A 16,785-nucleotide genomic window follows, 5' to 3' on the forward strand; every position below is an offset into this window, starting at 1 on the left:
TGCCTATGCCGCGCAGGCGGCGCAGAGACCGCGAATTTCGATGGTGGTCTTTTCCGCCTTGAACTTGCTGTCCTTGACCCAGCGCTCAAGGCGGTGGTCGATCTCGTGATCGTGGAACTCGTTCACCTGCCCGCAGGATTCGCAAATGGCAAAGGCCACCGTTCCATGGTGATGTGAACAGCACTCGGCCTGCGTATGGGTGCAGGCAACAAAGGCGTTGAGGCTCTCAAGCCGGTGCACGAGGCCGTATTCCACCAGCTTTTCCAGCGCCCGGTAGACTTGCAGCGGTGCGCGAAAACCGTCATCGCGCAGCTTGTCGAGGATCACATAGGCGCTGAGCGGCGCATGCGCATTCGACAGGGCATTCATGACCAGCGACTGGTTTTTGGTAAGGTTCTGCGCATTCATGACTTGCCTCCTTCATCCGCGGAGCGGGAAAAACCCGGCGCCGGCAACAGGCTTATAACGAACAGGATCACGGCGGCAACCACGATGGACGGCCCGGACGGCGTATCGTAGGTCAGCGAGCCGAACAGGCCACCGACGACGGCAACCGCGCCGATCAGCGAGGCAACCACCGCCATCACCTCGGGCGTGGCGGAAAACCGTCTGGCGGTTGCAGCCGGTATGATGAGCAGCGAGGTGATCAGCATGATGCCGACCACCTTCATGGCAATGGCGATGACCAGCGCCATCAACAGCGTGAAGATGAGCTTGGAACGTTCCGGGTTCAGCCCCTCGGCCTCGGCCAGCTCGTTATTGACGGTGGAGGCGAGCAGAGACCGCCATAGGAACACCATGGAGACCAGCACCACCAGCCCGCCGCCCCAGATCAGCGCGATATCGCTGCGGGTGACGGCCAGAATATCGCCGAACAGGAACGATACGAGATCGATGCGAACCCAGCTCATGAAGGCAACGATGACGAGACCGATCGCCAGCGCCGAATGGGAGAGTATGCCGAGAAGCGCATCGGCGGAAAGCGCCTGCCGCCGCTGCAGGAAAATCAGCAGGATCGAAACCGCGGAGGCCACCAGAAAGACGCTGATGATGAGGTTGATCTGCAACAGCAGCGACAGCGCGACGCCGAGCAGCGCCGAATGGGCCATCGTATCGCCGAAATAGGCCATGCGCCGCCAGACGACAAAACAGCCGAGCGGCCCGGCGGTGAGCGCGACGCCGATGCCGGCGACCATGGCGCGGACGAAGAAATCCTCAAACATGCCGCTCTCCCTGCCCGTGGTTGGAGGTGGCATGGCCGTCATGCTCATGGCCGCAACCGCATTCGCCATGGTCGTCATGATCGTGGTCATGCGCATGATGATGACCGTCATCGGGGTGACAATGTTCGGTCACCGAACCGTCCGCGTGCTGCACCCGGCCATCGGGCAGATGGGTGTGGTCATGATGGTGGCTGTAAACGGCAAGGCCCTTGGCCGCCGAACCGCCGAAAAGCCGCATATATTCCGGGCTCTGGCTTACCGCCTGCGGCGTTCCCCGGCAGCAGACATGGCCATTCAGGCATATCACGGTATCGGTTTCCGCCATTACCACATGCAGGTCATGCGAGATTAACAGAATTCCGCAATTGTTTGAATTCCTGATATTTTTTATCAAATCATAAAGCGCGATCTCACCGGAAAAATCAACGCCCTGCACGGGCTCGTCGAGAACCAGCAGATCGGGCTTGCGCGCAATGGCGCGGGCAAGAAGCGCGCGCTGGAACTCACCGCCGGAAAGATGCTGCACCTCCGCACCAGCCAGATGCGCAATGCCCGTCGCATTCAACGCCGCATCGATCTCGCGCGCGGGCAACGGCCCGGTCAGCGTCATCAGCCGGCGCACCGAAAGCGGCATGGTCCAGTCGACGGAAAGCTTCTGCGGCACATAACCGACCCTCAGACCGGCAATGCGCGACACCTCGCCTTCATTCGGTTTCAAGACGCCGATCGCCATTTTCGCACTGGTGGATTTGCCCGAACCATTCGGCCCGATCAGCGTGACGATCTCGCCTTTGCTGACGGAAAACTCCACGCCACGCACCAGCCAGCGGCCATTGCGACGCACGCCTGCATTGGAAAGGGAGACCAGTATCTCGTTGCCCTTGTGGGCGGAATGAAGCATGGGATTGTCCGATCGGCGATGTTGCTTACCGCTATCGCATACGTTATAGAGTTACGCAATAAATGTAATAACATAACTATACTTCTTCAAGTGGAGTGCATTTCATGCGATCGTTCGTGATCCCGCTTATGGCATCGGCAGCAATAGCGGCGGCCGCCTCCGGCGCCACGGCCGCGCCCAATGTCGTGGTCTCGATCAAGCCTGTCCATTCCCTTGTCGCTGCGATCATGCGCGGCGTTGGCGAACCGAAACTCATCGTCGATGGCGCGGCCTCCCCGCATACCTATAATCTCAGGCCCTCCAATGCGCGCACGCTGGAAAAGGCCGACCTGGTCTTCTGGGTCGGGCCGGGGCTGGAAGCTTTCCTGCAAAAGCCGCTGGAGGCGCTTGCCAGCAAGGCAACGGTTGTAGAACTGGAAGATGCCAAGGGGCTGGAGAAGCTTCCTTTCCGCGAAGGCGGTGCTTTCGAGGCGCATGACGATGACGACGAAGGCCATGGGGAGCATGCCGGCCACACGGATGACGCATCTGGTCATGGGCACGATCATGGCGACGACCACAAAAACGATGACGGCGACCATGAACATGGTGCATACGACACCCATCTCTGGCTCGATCCGGCCAATGCCAAGGCCATGGCCCAGGAGATCGAAACCGCATTGATTGCGGCCGACGCCGGCAATGCCGCAACCTACCTGGCCAATACGAAGAAACTGATCGACGATATCGATGCGCTCGACGCGGAGCTGGCGGAAACCGTGAGGCCGGTAAAGGACAAACCCTTCATCGTCTTCCACGACGCCTATCAATATTTCGAGCATCGGTATGGCGTGAAAACGGCGGGATCGATCACCGTCAGTCCCGAAACCCTGCCCGGTGCTGATCGCGTCAGCCAGATACAGGAAAAGGTTCGCCAGCTGGGCGCGACCTGCGTTTTTGCCGAACCGCAATTCGAGCCAAAACTGGTCTCGGTCATCACCGAAGGCACGGCGGCGAAATCGGCGACGCTCGATCCCGAGGCGGCAACGCTTGAACCCGGCCCCGATCTTTATTTCCAGCTGATGCGCGGCATTGCCGGTTCGCTGAAGAATTGCCTCTCCTGACCGGGAAAGGCGATACTTCTCTCACGGTTTCGGCGCCATCGAGGACCAGACCGGCCGGCTGATGCTTTGCAGCGTTTCCGGCGGCGCGCCATTGATGCGCGCCAAAAGAGCCTTGGCAAGCTCCCTGCCCGCAAGCTTGATATCCTCGTTGACGGTGTGGATTTGCGGCTGAATCCAGTTCAGGAACTCCGCGGATTGTTTTGAAACGACGTCGATATCCTCGCCGATCCTCACACCCGCGGCCTCGAAACCCGCGACAAGCGCAATCGTGCTGCTGCCGCTGATCGAGACCACTCCATCGGGACGATCGCTCGACTGCATCAATCGCTGGCCAAAATCGCGTATCCTGTCGAGCGGCGTCTCGATGGTGACGGCATCCAGCGGGAATTCCGAAACGCCGAAATCCCTGATCCCCCGGTTGAATCCCCTGCGGGCATGGTCGTGGAACGAAAACCGCGATGGCGGCACGATGACGGCGATCCTCTTTCGCCCGCGCTGAGCCAGCCGCGCGACGGCCTCATAGGCGTAAGCCTCGTTGTCGAAATCATGATAGGCATGTTCGATACCCATATCCGAGCGCCCATGGGTGACGAAGGGCATGTTGCGCTCTGTCATGAAGCGGACACGCGGATCGTTCGGCTCGATCTTGGAGATGATGATGCCATCCGCCGAGCCGGTCTCGAGAATGTAGCGGATCGGCACCATGGAATCCTTGGCATGGGTGTGAGGGGTGACGACCAGGTGATATTGCGTCGCAGACAGGACCTCGGTGATGCCGAACACCATCTGGCTGGTGAAGCCCATCAATTCTTCATCAACACTCAGCACCAGCGCGATCACGTTGGTCTTGCCGGTGCGAAGGCGCACCCCGGCGCGGTTCGGCTGGTAGCCGATCTGCCGGGCGATAAGCCGCACGCGTTCCTTGGTTTCCGCACCGATGTCAGGCGCATCCTTCAGCGCGCGCGACACGGTGGTGATGCCAAGTCCCGTCATATAGGCGATGGTCTTCAGGGTGGGACGTGCGCCCGTCGTTGCGGGTGTTTCGCCCCCGCCGGATTTACCAGTATCGTTCATGTCATTTCGCCACGCTTTACCGAACGATAATCATAGATAGCTTTTTACGCTCTTGCAAAGGCGAACGTCGCCGTCAGCCGCAGGGATCAATCCGGTTGTGGGAGATTTTCGCTATAACGATATAGGTCGGGAAAAATATCCCCTGCGATTGGACCCTGTATCCAGATCAGGCGACGTATGAAAAGCTCGCTTCAGGCGCATATAATTGAGATTAAAAAACAACAATATATAATTGATATTTATCTATAAATTTTAGAATAATTCAGATCTATCAATCTCATGTTTTCTGGATCGTACCGACCAGCATCTTTTGCGCTGGAAGTTTCATCCCGAAGGCATGACGAAATGGAAGTTTTACGGTAACGTTGCCGGAGGGAGAGATAACACAGCCGAACGAACCGGGCCGCAGCCGGTTTGCGGCCATCCGTCTTCCCCAGATTCTGACACAAGCCTGCATCACAATGCCGGCTCATCCACTTTGAATTCGTATATGCAGGGTCCGATCATGATTTCTTCCTCCTCGCCCGAAACCGTCATCGATCTGGCCGGGCTCTGGCGCCTGACATCGGCTGAAGGAGACCATGCTACCGAGCTTCCTGTGCCGGGCGATATTCATAGCGCGCTCAAAAATGGGGGCATCATCCCTGACCCCTACCACGGCGCCAATGAAAATGCGGTGCAATGGGTTGCACAGCGGGACTGGATCATCGAGCGGACTTTCGTTCTCGATGACGCCGATGCCAGCTGGTATCTCGATATCGATTACCTCGATACCGTCGCCATCGTCTTCGTCAACGACGTGCCGGTCCTAAGCTCCGACAATTGCTTCCGCCGTTACCGTCCAGATGTTTCGCGCGCCCTGCGGCCCGGTGAAAACACCATTCGCATCCATTTCCATTCCAATGTTGCCGCCGGTGCGGAACGTCAGGCACGGCAACCTTTTTACATTCCCTATCACGAGGGCAACTCGCCGATTGCCAACGGCAACATGCTGCGCAAGCCGCAATGCCATTTCGGCTGGGACTGGAACATCGCGATTGCACCGCTCGGCCTCTACGGGAAAATCCTGCTGAAGCGCCTCGATACGGCCCGCATCGAACATGTCGTCACCTCTCAGCACCATATCGAGGGTGGGGTCGAGCTGCATGTGGCCGTCACACTGTTTGCCGAAGGCCCGGCGAGCCTGCCGGTCTATCTGTCTCTCAACGATGAAAGGCTGCGGCTGGATTGCGGCGTCGGTGCGGGCGAGACGGTGGTGCGCCACGTCTTCTTCGTGGAAAACCCCGCGCTCTGGTGGCCGGCGGGCAGCGGCGAACAGACACTCTACACGCTGACGGTCGAACTGCCGGATGAAACCGTCACCCGCAAGATCGGTTTCAGGACCATCGAGCTTCTGACGGACAAGGATGAGGCAGGCAGCCGCTTTGCTTTCCGGGTCAATGGCCGGGAAATCTTCTGCCGTGGTGCGAACTGGATTCCATCAGATGCGCTCTATTCGCTGACGAGCCGGGAAAAGACCGAAGACCTCCTGTGCTCGGCGGTCGAGGCGAACATGAACATGATCCGCGTCTGGGGCGGCGGCTTTTACGAAGAGGACTGGTTCTACGATCTCTGTGACCGTCTGGGCCTTCTGGTCTGGCAGGATTTCATGTTCGCCTGCAACCTGTACCCCTGCAGCGAGGACTTTCTGGACAATGTCGAACACGAGGTCGATTACCAGGTAAAACGCCTGTCTTCGCACCCGTCGATCGCGCTCTGGTGCGGCGACAACGAGCTGGTGGGCGCGCTCACCTGGTTTGACGAGTCCCGCAACAACCGCGACCGCTATCTCGTGGCTTACGACCGCCTGAACCGCACCATCGAAAAGACCCTGAAAAAAGCCGCTCCCGAAGCGCTCTGGTGGCCTTCCAGCCCGGCTTCAGGCTATCTCGATTATGGCGACGCCTGGCATGCGGATGGTTCCGGCGACATGCATTACTGGTCCGTCTGGCATGAAAACAAATCATTCGATAATTACCGCGCGGTGAAGCCCCGCTTCTGTTCCGAATTCGGTTTCCAGTCCTATACATCCATGCCGGTCATCCGCACCTATGCGGAAGAGAAAGACATGAACATCGCCTCCCCGGTAATCGAGCTGCATCAGAAGAATGTCGGCGGCAACGAACGGATCGCCGGAACCATGTTCCGCTATTTCCGCTTTCCGAAGGACTTCGCCAATTTCGTCTATCTGAGCCAGGTGCAGCAGGCGCTGGCCATCCGCACCGCTGTCGATTACTGGCGCTCGCTGAAACCCCATTGCATGGGCACGCTCTATTGGCAGCTCAACGACACCTGGCCGGTCGCCTCCTGGTCGAGCCTCGATTACGGCGGCGGCTGGAAGGCGTTGCATTATGCCGCGCGCCGCTTCTTCCAGCCGGTCGCGGTCTCGGCCATTCCCTCGGACGATAGACGCCGGGTAAGCTTCTCCATGGTCAACGACACGGCGGAGGATGTCGAAATCGACATGAATATCGTTGCGCTGACCATGGACGGCAATCGCGTGCCGCTGAAATCCGCCAATGGTACATGCGCGACGGACAAGGCGGCGATACTGACCGAAATCGACATGGACAGCCTGCCCGAAGGCGCCATCCTTGCGTGGAGCTTCATTGCCTCCAACGGCATGACGGGCGAAGGCCATCACGTGCGCGATACCTACAAGGCGCTGGAGCTTCAGCCAGCCGGACTGACGTTCTCCGTCAAGACGTTGAAAAACGGCCAGTTCGAAATCAATGTCACCGCCGCCGGTCTCGCCCTTTTCGTCATGCTCGAGACCGATCAACCGGGACGTTATTCCGACAATCTGTTCGATCTTGCCGCCGGCGAAACGCGCCGCATCATTTTCACGCCGAAGACAGGCAGCGGACAGCCGCAGTTCCGCGTCTTCGATCTTCATACCTGCCAATCCTCGCATTGAAACCATGCGGCGAAAGGCTTAACCATCCCGTTTGGGAAAGGTGGGCGGCTTGACGCCTGCCCTCATCGGCTCAAAGGGTTGCGGGGTTCCCCGGCAACCATTCATCAGCAAGTGGAGGAAGACCCATGGTTTGGCAACCGGCCGAAAACCGATACACATCCATGAAATACAATCATTGCGGAAAAACCGGTCTGAAACTGCCGGCGATCTCGCTCGGGCTCTGGCACAATTTCGGCAATGACACGCCGCACCAGACGAAACAGGCCATTTGCCGCCGGGCCTTCGATCTCGGCATTACCCATTTCGATCTCGCCAATAATTACGGCCCGCCGCCCGGCAGCGCCGAAACCGCCTTTGGCGAAATTCTGAAGACGGATTTTGCCGGTTATCGCGACGAAATGATCATCTCGTCCAAGGCAGGCTACAACATGTGGCCCGGCCCCTATGGCGAGTGGGGCAGCCGCAAATATCTGATCTCCTCCTGCGACCAGAGCCTGAAGCGCATGGGGCTGGATTACGTCGATATCTTCTACTCCCACCGCTTCGACCCCAACACGCCGCTTGAGGAAACCTGCGGCGCGCTGGACCAGATCGTGCGCTCGGGCAAGGCGCTTTATGTCGGCATCTCGTCCTACAATTCGAAACGCACCCGCGAGGCCGCCGCGATCCTGAAAGATCTCGGCACGCCCTGCATCATCCACCAGCCAAGCTATTCGATGATCAACCGCTGGATCGAGGAAGATGGTCTCGTCGATACGCTGGAAGATCTGGGCATCGGCTCTATCGTCTTTTCGCCGCTGGCGCAGGGCATGCTGACGACGAAATATCTGGGCGGCGTGCCGGACGGCAGCCGCGCATCGCAGAGCAAGTCGCTCAACCCGGCCTTCCTCAACGAGCGCAATGTCGAGAACATCCGCGCGCTCAACCGGATTGCCGAGCGGCGTGGCCAGACGCTGGCGCAGATGGCGATCGCCTGGGTGCTTCGCGGCGGCCGCATCACCTCGGCGCTCATCGGCGCAAGCCGTGTCGAACAGGTCGAGGATTGCGTGAAGGCGCTCGATAATCCCGATTTCTCCACAGAGGAGCTTTCGGAAATCGATCGTTACGCCAGGGATGCGGACATCAACCTCTGGGCAAAGTCCGCCGAACGCGTCTGATGCAAAAACGACCGCCCGGTTATTCCGGGCGGTCTGACGGTCTCGGAAAACTCAAAACGAAAGATTAACTTCAGCTCCTAACCATTAACAACCATTACATAAATGTAATTTTAAATTCAGTTTCCGTTCATTCGTTTATTCGTAAGTTCTCCTTATCGAAACACGAGAGGAAACATTCATGAAAAAGTTCATCGCCGTTCTTCTGGCCGCCACCGTTCTCGCAGCTCCGATGGCCCAGGCGCAAGGCCGTCACGACGATCGCCATCGCGGCGCTACCGTCGAGCGCCATATCACCACCAAAAAGGTCATCGTCAAGAAGCACCGCTGGGATCGCGGTCAGCGCCTGTCTGCTGGCGAACGCCGTCATTCCGTCGATCGCCGCGACTATCGCCGTTACCGTCTTGCCGAGCCGCGCCGCGACCAGCGCTGGGTGCGCGTCGACAACCAGTTCCTGCTCATCAACGCCGTTACCGGCTTGATCGTCGGCCTCTCTGCCGCACGTTAAAAAAATCAACGGATGAAATGAAAAAGGCCCGCGCAAGCGGGCCTTTTGTCGTTTACCGTTTCAGCCGATCAAAAGATGTCGGCGCCGCTGCCCCATGGGCCGTGCGGCTTGTCGACGCCGTCGGTGCGTTCGAAACCATGCGCGCCGAAGAAGTCGCGCTGTGCCTGGATGAGGTTGGCGCTGCCGCGGGCGCGGCGATAGGCGTCGAAGTAACCAAGCGCGGAGGCAAGTGCCGAAACCGGCAGACCCGACAGAACCGCGTAGGAAACAACACGGCGCAGGGCTGCGTCGGTGTCCTTGACGATGCCGGAGAAGGCAGGCGTCACGATGAGGTTGGCCACATGCGGATCCTTGGTGAAGGCCGAAGTGATCTCATCGAGGAATTCCGAGCGGATGATGCAGCCGGCGCGCCAGATGCGGGCGATGGTCGGCATCGGCAGGTTCCAGTTGAACTCCTTCGATGCAGCCGACATGACAGCAAAGCCCTGCGCATAGGCGCCAACCTTGGCGGCCAGAAGCGCGCTTTCCAGATCGGCGATGAAGGCTTTTTTGTCCGATGGCGTCGATGCAACGGCCGGCAGACCGAAAATCTTCTCGGCAGCTTCGCGCTCGTCCTTCTGCGACGACAGGATGCGGGCAGCAACGGCTGCCTCGATGGCGGTCGCGGCGACGCCCATATTCTGCGCCTCGATAACCGACCACTTGCCGGTGCCCTTCTGGCCAGCCTTGTCGAGGATCAGATCGACCATCGGCTTGCCGGTGATCGGGTCGGCGGCGCGCAGAACCTTCTCGGTGATTTCGATCAGGTAGGAGTTCAGGCGGCCCTTGTTCCATTCGGCGAACACGTCGGCGATTTCGACTGCGCTCATCTTCAGGCCGTCGCGCAGAATGCCGTAGATTTCGGCGATCATCTGCATGTCGGCATATTCGATGCCGTTATGAATGGTCTTGACGAAATGGCCAGCGCCATCATTGCCGAGCCATGCCACGCACGGATCGTCATTATACTTGGCGGAAATGGAGGTCAGCACCTTTTCGACGCGCTTCCAGCTATCTTCGGTGCCGCCGACCATGATCGACGGGCCGTGACGCGCACCTTCTTCACCGCCGGATACACCCATGCCGATGAAGGTCAGGCCGCTATCCCTAAGATTGTCGAAACGGCGGATCGTATCGCGGAAATTCGCATTGCCGGCGTCGATCATGATGTCGCCGTTCGCCAGATGCGGCTTCAGGATTTCCATCTGCTGGTCAACGGGATCGCCGGCCTTGATCATGATGATGATCGGGCGCGGAGGGCGAATGGCGGCGACGAATTCTTCGATGGTTTCGCAAGGGATCAACTGTCCCTGCAACTCCCCAGCCTCGGCGTAGAATTTTTTCGTCGCTTCAGGGGTTCGGTTGAATACGGCAATCTTGTTGCCCTTTTCCGCGATGTTCAACGCCAGGTTCGAGCCCATGACGCCGAGACCGATCAAACCGATTTCTGCCTGTTCCACGGATGTGCCTCCATCTTGCTTTTTGGTGGTCGTGTTGTGGCACTGTAATCCGCAAACGGCAAGGCTAGGGGCGACTGAAACGATTAAATTTTGATGACGCAAGTCAGCTTTGCATATTTGCAGCAGGTCGAAGCAAGTTCGAAACGGAGGCTATACTGCTCTCCTTACGACGGTCGCGGCCGGTCGTCGCCATCATCCAGCACCCGCCAGGCTGCACCGTCCATACCCTCATATTGCCCTGATCGACCATAGGAAAGCGAAAAGCCCGAGCGTGCGGGCTTTCTCCCATCTCACCGGTGAGATATCCTTGACTTGCATCAAGCGATGACAAAGTGGCGCAGCAGGAGGCCTGCACCGCAAAGGGAGGATGAAATGCCTGTCATGCAATCGAGAATCATTCATCGGTCGGTCGAAAAACCATGGAGCCATGTCTATGATTTCATCTCCGATCCGCAAAACATGCCGCACTGGGCGGCCGGTCTTGCGGGCGGCCTCAAGCCCGACGGCGAGGACTGGATCGCCGATGGCGGCCCGCTGGGCGAGGTGCGCGTCAATTTCGCGCCGGAAAACGAATTCGGCGTCATGGACCATGTCGTCACATTGCCGGATGGCCGCAAGGTCTATAACGCGCTGCGGGTAACACCGAATGGCAGCGGCGCCGAAATCAGCTTCACGCTGCTTCGCCTTCAGGACATGACGGATGAGGATTTCGAACAGGACGCCCGGGCAATCACGGCTGATCTAGAAACACTGAAGTCTCTGCTCGAAACGGATTGAAGGATGAAACGATGACTACGAACACGAATGACAGACGGATCGACTATGTCGAATTCAACGTTGCCGACATCGAGCGCAGCAAGGAATTTTACGGCGGCGCTTTCGGCTGGTCTTTCAAAGATTACGGTCCGCAATATTGCGAGTTTTCCGATGGTCGGCTGACCGGCGGTTTCACCACCACCGCGCCTGTCTCTGCCAAGGGCGGACCGCTCGTCATTCTTTACGCCGCCGATATCGAGGATATGCAGCGCCGCATCGAGGCAGCCGGCGGACAAATCAGCGTCGCACTTTTTACGTTTCCCGGCGGACGGCGATTCCATTTTACCGATCCTGATGGATACGAGCTGGCTGTCTGGTCTGATCGATAGAAAAGGGCCGCATCACGAGCAACGCGAGAAAGGCCCATCCCATTTCCAGAGGCGGATACCTCAGCCCTTCATCTTCAGGGACAATCCAGCGGCGACGAAATAGACCTCACCGGCAAGGGCGGCGACACGTTGATGCAGCCTGCCGGCATGGTCGCGAAATTCCCGCGCCATGCGGTTTTCCGGCACGATACCGAGACCGACCTCGTTGGAGACGAGAATCAGTTTCGCCTTCGTGGAAACAATCGCCGCCTCGAGCGCAGCGAACGCCGTCTCCATATCGGCATTTTCCATCATCAGATTGGTGAGCCACAATGTCAGGCAGTCAATGAGGATGACGTTCTCCGGATCATCGAGCCGATCCAGAACGGCGACGACATCGACCGGCGCTTCGTGCGTCGTCCATTCCTCGCCGCGGCGCGCCTGATGATGGTCGATGCGATCGCGCATCTCGTCATCCCATGCCCGGCCGGTGGCCAGATAATGCAGGCGTCCGCCGGCATTGCCCGCAAGTTCCTCGGCAAAACGGGACTTGCCGGAGCGCGCACCGCCTAGAATGAAAACGGAGCGATTTTTATCTGCCATGGAGAACCTGAAAGAAAAGGATAAAACGGACCGGCATCATTGCGGTGTCGCAAGCCAGAGACAGGCGGACATGAAGGGAACGATTCGTAGAAAAAGGCGTTCCCCGGTTGCTCATGCCGGACTGCCGATGATACCGGGCCGGAGATGACAAAACCTGTCCGCATGATGCGGGACATATCACAGCCTTGGCAACCCCGAATGCCGGAAACACCGGTCCTGACAAAAGGCTAGGTGCGAACGGTCATTCTGTCAATCGGCCGGCGATATCGGCGAGAATTCAAGCGGAACCGGTACGCAAAACCTTGACCCGGAACCGGCAGACTTTCATCCGCGCCGGAATTGATAAAGCCACTTGGTTACCGGAAGGTTAGCGGAAACGCGGAATGGCGAAGCTGCAACGCGGCGAGAGAATATTTGCTCATGGGAGCCGCCGCCATTGCCTTGCCATGGCCTTCAAATCAATATGCTTTCGAAGATTCGCAAATAGCAGGGTGACCTGACGTGCTGACCGTCATGGACTATGTATCGATCGTCGTTTTCATCGTGTTATGGGCTGCCTATACGCATCTCACGACGGGAACGCCGCTGTTTTCGAGAACCAGCCTCAATCAGGCCATGGCGGAGCGCCGTCGCGACTGGATTTACAACTCCCTCAAACGCGACCTGAAGATGATCGATACCCAGATCATGGCGGGTTTGCAGAACGGTACCGCTTTTTTCGCATCCACCTCGATCTTCGCCATCGGCGGCTGCTTTGCTCTTCTGGGGGCGACCGACCGGGTTGAAACCGTCTTTCGCGATCTGCCTTTCGTGCATTATGCCGGGCGCACGGCCTTCGAGCTGAAAGTCATGGGGCTCACCTGCCTTTTCGGTTATTCGTTTTTCAAGTTCGGCTGGTCCTATCGCCTGTTCAATTATTGCACGATCCTGTTTGGCGCCATCCCCATGGTCCATGACGTCAATGCGGATCGTGAGGCGGCGGAGCGCGCCGCTGAAAACGTCATAAAGATGAACATCATCGCTGCTAAGAATTTCAACGACGGGCTGCGGACGATCTTTCTGTCGATCGGTTATCTCGGCTGGTTCATCAGCCCCTATGTCTTCATCGCCAGCACCGTCATCATCACCGTGGCGCTGTTGCGCCGCCAGTTCTTCTCCGAAGCCCGCCGCGCCATCATGGACAGGGACGGGTCTTGAAATAGCCGTACTTCACGGGCCAAGCCCTGAATGGACAACGGCTTCAGACAGCTGAAACAGCGGGAATTATGGAAACAAATACAGCTGCAATCGATACCCGCCGCAAAGGCCGCATAGGCGGTCTCGATACATTGCGGGGGCTGGCGCTCATCGCCATGGCGTCCTACCACTTTACGTGGAATCTGGAATATTTCGGTTATATCGACCCCGGCACGGCCACCACGGGCCTGTGGAAGCTTTATGCGCGCGCCATTGCAAGCTCGTTCCTGTTTCTGGCCGGCTTCAGCCTGTTTCTCGCCCACGGCAGAACCATAAACTGGCCATCCTTCGGCAAGCGTTTTGCGATGGTGGCCGGCGCGGCATTGCTCATCACCGTCGCCACCTATTTCGCCTTTCCGGACAGCTTCATCTTTTTCGGCATCCTGCACAATATCGCCGCCGCAAGCCTCGTCGGGCTGCTGTTCCTGCGCGCGCCCGCACTGGTAACGTTGCTCTTCGCGGTGCTGGCATTTGCACTGCCGCACTACGTCCAGTCCGATTTTTTCAACAGCAAATGGCTGGCATGGGTCGGTTTCTCCACCATGCCGCCGCGCTCGAACGACTATGTGCCGCTCTTGCCCTGGCTGGCGCCATTCCTTGCCGGACTAGCGGTCTCGCAATTCGTCACACCGCGCGACTGGCTGGACCGTTTTCGCAACCCGAGTTCCCCCCGCAATCTGATAGCAAGTGCCGGCCGCCACAGCCTCGCCTTTTACCTCATCCACCAACCGGCGCTGATCGGCCTCGTCTATGCCGTATCGCTCGTGGCCCCGCCTCCCCCAGTCGATCAGGTCGAGCTTTACAAATCGAGCTGTGAAAAAAGCTGCGTCGAACAGGCGAACGGGCAGGAATTATGCCAGCGTTTTTGCGGCTGCACGCTTGAAAAGCTGCAGGCGGAAAGCCTGTTCGACATCATGATGGAAGGTAAGCTCACCACCGATCAGCAGACGAAGGTCAGCGATGTGGCGCAGCAGTGCACGGTTGAGGCGCAGTAAGTAATGCGCGTCAGCGCCTCACATTGCTGAGATCATCTCGCGGCGTGGGTGCGATTGTGGGCCTGGTTAAACCCACCTTCCGTCACCCCGGACCTGATCCGGGGTCCAGTGCGATCAAGTCTTTGATCGCGTAAGACTCTTCTCACGGCGCAGACGCGCCGTGGCTGAATGCCGGGTCAAGCCCGGCATGACGAAGGAGAGGTTTCCATACCGGCAATCTGAAAGCCCTCACGTCAAGTGCAACGGCGGGAACCCTGGTTCAAGTCCCAACGCCGATTTCGGCAAGGCGTGTCAGGCATGCCTCTTCGACATTGTCGAGTTCAGCCAGCGTCTCTTCGATGTCCTTGCGCTTTTGCCTGAGATCGGCGCGCTTTTCATCGACCTTCTTCATCAGCAGCACGAGTTGGCCCGATTCACCCGGCGGCTCCTTGTAGACGTGAATAATCTCGCGGATTTCGGAGATGGTGAAACCGATACGGCGGCCGCGCAGGATTTCCTGAATGAGACGCCGGTCCGCGGACCTGAAAAGTCGAGTACGCCCGCGACGCTCAGGGTGAATCAGCCCCTCGTCCTCGTAAAATCGCAAGGTGCGGGTGGAAACACCGAATTCGCGTGTCAGTTCAGTTATGCTATAATACTTGTCCAAGGGCCTATCCGATTCATGACCGGATAATTATTATTTGACCTTCACGTAAAAGTCAATTTTCCCTGCCGACTTCGCCTGTTCGGGCCTATCCTGAAATACCGTACCACCACGTGGCGATGCCGAGAAAGGCAAAAAAGCCGACGATGTCCGTGACCGCTGTCACGAAGACGGCGGAGGAGACGGCGGGGTCCGCGCCGAACTTGTCGAGAACCAGCGGAATGAGGATGCCTGCCAGCGCTGCCGCCAGCATGTTGAGACACATGGCGGCGGCGATGATGCCGCCGATATGGACATCCTGAAACCACACGCCGGCGACGATGCCGATGGCACAACCGAACAACATGCCGTTCAGAATGCCGACACCCGCCTCGCGCCGGATGATGCGTGCAGCATTGTGAATGTCGAGGCTTTTGGTGGCCAGCGCCCGCACGGACACGGTCATGGTCTGCGATCCGGCATTGCCGCCCATGCCGGCGACGGTCGGCATCAGGATCGCCAGCGCGATGATCTGCTGGATCGTCGCATCGAACAGGCTGATGACGGAGGCAGACAGAAAAGCGGTGAGGAGGTTGACGGCAAGCCAGGGTACACGCGAACGCGAGGTGCTGACGATGCTGTCCGACAGTTCCTCGTCGCCCACGCCGCCAAGGCGCAGCAAATCCTCCTCGGCTTCTTCCTGAATGACGTCGACCACGTCATCGATGGTGAGGACGCCGACCAGCCGGCCGTTATTGTCGACGACGGCGGCGGACAGAAGGTCGTATTGCTCAAAAACCTGCGCCGCTTCTTCCTGGTCCATTTCGGCCGGAATGGAGTGGTTGGTCTCGTGCATGATCGTTTCGATCCTCGCCTGACGCTTGGCGCGCAGCACCTTGTCGAGATCGAGAGCGCCGACGAGCTTGAAGGTAGGATCGATGACGAAGATCTGGGTGAAGGAATCCGGCAGTTCCTCTTCTTCGCGCAGATAATCGATGGTCTGTCCCACGGTCCAGAACGGCGGCACGGCCACGAATTCCGTCTGCATGCGGCGGCCGGCGGAGCTTTCCGGATAATCCAGCGCCCGCATCAGCCGCACGCGTTCGGTGAACGGCAGCTGCGAGAGAATGTCCTCGCGATCCTCATCGTCGAGATCTTCGAGAATGTAGACAGCGTCGTCCGAATCCAGCTCGCCGATGCCGGCGGCGATCTGCTCGTTCGACATCTGATCGACGATATCGAGACGGATGCCTTCATCCACCTCGGTCAGCGCCGTCATGTCGAAATCGGCGCCCAGCAGCCGCACCAGCGCGTGGCGCTGTTCCGGCATGATGGATTCGAGCACGTCGCCGAGTTCAGACTCATGCAGCCGCGCCACATTCTTGCGCAGGAAAAGCAGGTCTCGGTCGGCAATCGCCGCACCCACCATCGCCAGAAAATCAGAACGGACGGACCCGTCATCGGCGTAGATATCGGAGGGTGCCTCTGTCGGCCTCGACTCTTCGGGCGCGTGAAGATCGTCGTCACGGTCTGTCATCTGGCGTCCTCTTGTCTAAATGCCGCACTGCACGAATGCGCAGGCAGAATGGCGTTAAAAAGCATATTGTCAACAACCGGATAGGCGGAAAACAACAAGCCCCGGGACTGCGACGAAAATGTCATGGGCCGCCCCTTCGCGAGACCGTGATGGCAGAGCAAAGCGCCCCATATTGATGCCTCGGGCAGACGGCATCTCAATCCGTACAACGTCCCCCAAGCCCCGACCGTTCCCCCGCAAAGGACAGGGA

The 16,785-nt window shown here is 58.6% G+C and carries 16 protein-coding genes and 1 pseudogene; 8 read left to right on the forward strand and 9 right to left on the reverse strand.

From position 1 onward, the window contains the following. Positions 1-3: 3 nt before the first annotated feature. From zur to znuC, 3 genes are read right to left on the reverse strand one after another with little or no spacing between them, the layout of a single operon-like run. Positions 4-408 carry a zinc uptake transcriptional repressor Zur gene (gene zur / locus QSK43_RS03055; RefSeq protein ID WP_045018433.1) on the reverse strand — a complete coding sequence of 135 codons (405 nt, stop codon included), beginning with the start codon at positions 406-408 and terminating at the stop codon, positions 4-6. Further along, complete coding sequence (gene znuB, locus QSK43_RS03060) at positions 405-1,223, reverse strand: zinc ABC transporter permease subunit ZnuB (protein ID WP_332302267.1); 819 nt, start codon at positions 1,221-1,223, stop codon at positions 405-407. The genes zur and znuB overlap by 4 nt, the downstream gene beginning before the upstream one ends. Next, positions 1,216-2,124, reverse strand: coding sequence for a zinc ABC transporter ATP-binding protein ZnuC (znuC, locus tag QSK43_RS03065; protein ID WP_332302268.1), 909 nt, complete (start codon positions 2,122-2,124; stop codon positions 1,216-1,218). Before znuC ends, znuB begins: the two co-directional genes overlap by 8 nt. 104 nt (positions 2,125-2,228) lie before the next feature. On the opposite strand from znuC, the gene znuA reads away from it, so the two are divergent. Continuing rightward, positions 2,229-3,227 carry a zinc ABC transporter substrate-binding protein ZnuA gene (gene znuA / locus QSK43_RS03070; protein ID WP_332302269.1) on the forward strand — a complete coding sequence of 333 codons (999 nt, stop codon included), beginning with the start codon at positions 2,229-2,231 and terminating at the stop codon, positions 3,225-3,227. Positions 3,228-3,248: 21 nt separating this feature from the next. Here znuA and QSK43_RS03075 read toward each other — a convergent pair whose 3' ends face one another. Further along, a complete protein-coding gene (locus QSK43_RS03075) occupies positions 3,249-4,301 on the reverse strand; it encodes a LacI family transcriptional regulator (protein WP_332302270.1) in 1,053 nt (350 codons plus the stop codon). Positions 4,302-4,791: 490 nt separating this feature from the next. On the opposite strand from QSK43_RS03075, the gene QSK43_RS03080 reads away from it, so the two are divergent. The 3 genes from QSK43_RS03080 to QSK43_RS03090 all read left to right on the forward strand — a co-directional run bounded on the left by QSK43_RS03080 (position 4,792) and on the right by QSK43_RS03090 (position 8,919). Then, a complete protein-coding gene (locus tag QSK43_RS03080) occupies positions 4,792-7,257 on the forward strand; it encodes a beta-mannosidase (RefSeq protein ID WP_332302271.1) in 2,466 nt (821 codons plus the stop codon). A 125-nt stretch (positions 7,258-7,382) separates the two neighbouring features. Then, the gene (gene mgrA / locus QSK43_RS03085; protein ID WP_332302272.1) at positions 7,383-8,414 is read left to right on the forward strand and encodes an L-glyceraldehyde 3-phosphate reductase; all 1,032 of its coding nucleotides are present in this window, start codon (positions 7,383-7,385) and stop codon (positions 8,412-8,414) included. A gap of 178 nt (positions 8,415-8,592) precedes the next feature. Next, positions 8,593-8,919, forward strand: coding sequence for an RcnB family protein (locus QSK43_RS03090; protein WP_332302273.1), 327 nt, complete (start codon positions 8,593-8,595; stop codon positions 8,917-8,919). A 68-nt stretch (positions 8,920-8,987) separates the two neighbouring features. On the opposite strand, the gene gndA is transcribed toward QSK43_RS03090, so the two are convergent. After that, positions 8,988-10,418, reverse strand: coding sequence for an NADP-dependent phosphogluconate dehydrogenase (gndA, locus tag QSK43_RS03095; RefSeq protein ID WP_332302274.1), 1,431 nt, complete (start codon positions 10,416-10,418; stop codon positions 8,988-8,990). 164 nt (positions 10,419-10,582) lie between these two features. Further along, positions 10,583-10,688: pseudogene (gene ccoS / locus QSK43_RS03100) on the reverse strand (cbb3-type cytochrome oxidase assembly protein CcoS); the annotation flags it as partial. Positions 10,689-10,790: 102 nt separating this feature from the next. Between ccoS and QSK43_RS03105 the strand changes: the two are divergent. Then, on the forward strand, positions 10,791-11,195 hold the full coding sequence (locus QSK43_RS03105) for an SRPBCC family protein (protein ID WP_332302275.1): 405 nt from the start codon (positions 10,791-10,793) through the stop codon (positions 11,193-11,195). Between the two features lie 11 nt (positions 11,196-11,206). Further along, positions 11,207-11,563 carry a VOC family protein gene (locus tag QSK43_RS03110; RefSeq protein WP_332302276.1) on the forward strand — a complete coding sequence of 119 codons (357 nt, stop codon included), beginning with the start codon at positions 11,207-11,209 and terminating at the stop codon, positions 11,561-11,563. Positions 11,564-11,623: 60 nt separating this feature from the next. Here the strand turns inward: QSK43_RS03110 and cobU are convergent, their stop codons facing one another. Beyond that, positions 11,624-12,145 carry a bifunctional adenosylcobinamide kinase/adenosylcobinamide-phosphate guanylyltransferase gene (gene cobU, locus QSK43_RS03115; protein WP_332302277.1) on the reverse strand — a complete coding sequence of 174 codons (522 nt, stop codon included), beginning with the start codon at positions 12,143-12,145 and terminating at the stop codon, positions 11,624-11,626. Between the two features lie 504 nt (positions 12,146-12,649). On the opposite strand from cobU, the gene QSK43_RS03120 reads away from it, so the two are divergent. Together QSK43_RS03120 and QSK43_RS03125 are read left to right on the forward strand one after the other, a co-directional pair. Beyond that, positions 12,650-13,342 (forward strand): DUF599 domain-containing protein, encoded by a 693-nt coding sequence (locus QSK43_RS03120; RefSeq protein WP_045018778.1) that lies wholly within the window; start codon positions 12,650-12,652, stop codon positions 13,340-13,342. 68 nt (positions 13,343-13,410) lie between these two features. After that, a complete protein-coding gene (locus QSK43_RS03125; RefSeq protein ID WP_332302278.1) occupies positions 13,411-14,376 on the forward strand; it encodes a heparan-alpha-glucosaminide N-acetyltransferase in 966 nt (321 codons plus the stop codon). Positions 14,377-14,635: 259 nt separating this feature from the next. Here QSK43_RS03125 and QSK43_RS03130 read toward each other — a convergent pair whose 3' ends face one another. Next, positions 14,636-15,022, reverse strand: coding sequence for a MerR family transcriptional regulator (locus tag QSK43_RS03130; RefSeq protein WP_045018408.1), 387 nt, complete (start codon positions 15,020-15,022; stop codon positions 14,636-14,638). 85 nt (positions 15,023-15,107) lie between these two features. Beyond that, positions 15,108-16,535, reverse strand: coding sequence for a magnesium transporter (gene mgtE, locus QSK43_RS03135; RefSeq protein WP_045018406.1), 1,428 nt, complete (start codon positions 16,533-16,535; stop codon positions 15,108-15,110). Positions 16,536-16,785: the final 250 nt, after the last annotated feature.

Origin of the sequence: Rhizobium sp. GR12, from assembly GCF_036596185.1 — a bacterium.
Lineage (GTDB): Bacteria > Pseudomonadota > Alphaproteobacteria > Rhizobiales > Rhizobiaceae > Agrobacterium > Agrobacterium nepotum.

What these genes read in the sequence shown, in the direction of transcription:
- zur (WP_045018433.1), bottom strand. Translation starts at nt 408, where the DNA reads ATGAATGCGCAGAACCTTACCAAAAACCAGTCGCTGGTCATGAATGCC.
- znuB (WP_332302267.1), bottom strand. Translation starts at nt 1,223, where the DNA reads ATGTTTGAGGATTTCTTCGTCCGCGCCATGGTCGCCGGCATCGGCGTC.
- znuC (WP_332302268.1), bottom strand. Translation starts at nt 2,124, where the DNA reads ATGCTTCATTCCGCCCACAAGGGCAACGAGATACTGGTCTCCCTTTCC.
- znuA (WP_332302269.1), top strand. Translation starts at nt 2,229, where the DNA reads ATGCGATCGTTCGTGATCCCGCTTATGGCATCGGCAGCAATAGCGGCG.
- QSK43_RS03075 (WP_332302270.1), bottom strand. Translation starts at nt 4,301, where the DNA reads ATGAACGATACTGGTAAATCCGGCGGGGGCGAAACACCCGCAACGACG.
- QSK43_RS03080 (WP_332302271.1), top strand. Translation starts at nt 4,792, where the DNA reads ATGCAGGGTCCGATCATGATTTCTTCCTCCTCGCCCGAAACCGTCATC.
- mgrA (WP_332302272.1), top strand. Translation starts at nt 7,383, where the DNA reads ATGGTTTGGCAACCGGCCGAAAACCGATACACATCCATGAAATACAAT.
- QSK43_RS03090 (WP_332302273.1), top strand. Translation starts at nt 8,593, where the DNA reads ATGAAAAAGTTCATCGCCGTTCTTCTGGCCGCCACCGTTCTCGCAGCT.
- QSK43_RS03105 (WP_332302275.1), top strand. Translation starts at nt 10,791, where the DNA reads ATGCCTGTCATGCAATCGAGAATCATTCATCGGTCGGTCGAAAAACCA.
- QSK43_RS03110 (WP_332302276.1), top strand. Translation starts at nt 11,207, where the DNA reads ATGACTACGAACACGAATGACAGACGGATCGACTATGTCGAATTCAAC.
- cobU (WP_332302277.1), bottom strand. Translation starts at nt 12,145, where the DNA reads ATGGCAGATAAAAATCGCTCCGTTTTCATTCTAGGCGGTGCGCGCTCC.
- QSK43_RS03125 (WP_332302278.1), top strand. Translation starts at nt 13,411, where the DNA reads ATGGAAACAAATACAGCTGCAATCGATACCCGCCGCAAAGGCCGCATA.
- mgtE (WP_045018406.1), bottom strand. Translation starts at nt 16,535, where the DNA reads ATGACAGACCGTGACGACGATCTTCACGCGCCCGAAGAGTCGAGGCCG.